At 60.7% G+C, this 873-nt stretch carries 1 protein-coding gene and 1 pseudogene; one reads left to right on the top strand and one right to left on the bottom strand.

Annotation, left to right across the window (positions count from 1 at the left end; translation table 11 throughout):
- Positions 1-281 precede the first annotated feature (281 nt).
- Positions 282-671, top strand: coding sequence for a VOC family protein (locus AC27KL_RS28025; protein ID WP_007785186.1), 390 nt, complete (start codon positions 282-284; stop codon positions 669-671).
- 90 nt (positions 672-761) lie between these two features.
- Here the strand turns inward: AC27KL_RS28025 and AC27KL_RS28020 are convergent.
- Positions 762-873 (bottom strand): annotated as a pseudogene (locus tag AC27KL_RS28020) (ABC transporter permease); the annotation flags it as partial.

Here is an 873-nt window from a genome sequence, read left to right as displayed (position 1 = left end):
CGGGTGCCCGGTGCGCTGGAAGTGGAAGCGGCGGCGCAGCAAAAAGTGGCAGCCAACAGCCAGCCTGGCGATCAGGCGGCGAAAAAGAGCTGGTGGAAGTTTTGGAAGTAGCCGAAAACGCGTACATAGCGCCCGACATCTGGCTGTCGGGCGTTTTTCTATGCGGTTGCAACAGCCTGTGCGGCGAACGGCAGGGGACAGCCACGCGCGCTTGGCGCAAAAGCCGCGAGCGAACGGGGCCGCCAGCGCCAAAAGACCGCGAGCAAAAAGGAGGACGAAGCATGCTGCACCATCTGGAGTTGTATGTAGCGGATTTGAAGCGATCCGCGGAGTTTTGGGGGTGGCTCTTGGAGGAACAGCTCGGCTATGAGCGCTACCAGCAATGGGCGAGCGGGATCAGTTGGAAGCACGGCAACACGTATCTGGTGTTCGTGCAGGCAGAGGAACGGTTTCTCGATGTGCCGTATCACCGCTGTCGCGTCGGATTGAACCATCTGGCTTTTCACGCGCGCAGCCGGGAGCAGGTGGAGGCGATTCGCGAGGAGCTGTGGCGGCGAGGCGTGCCGCTGCTCTACGAGGACCGCTATCCACACGCGGGCGGCCGGGAGCATTACGCGCTGTTTTGCGAAGACCCGGATCGGATCAAGGTGGAGATCGTAGCGCCGGAGTAAGAGAGTGGCGAAAGCGCCCCGGCAAGACACACAACCAGTGAAACAGCGCGACCATCCCCGGATGATGATCGCGCTGTTTCGTACCTCCATCTATTTAAACTGGCTGGTGAGCCGCCGCTCGAGAAAGGCGACGCCCTGGTACATCAGCGTGGCGACGACCGCGATGATGGCGAGGCTCATCATGACCATGGTAAAATTAAAC

The organism is Paenibacillus sp. YAE3, assembly GCF_057546105.1.
The sequence above is the reverse complement of the archived record's forward strand: the minus strand, read 5'-3'. Positions and strand labels throughout refer to the sequence as shown.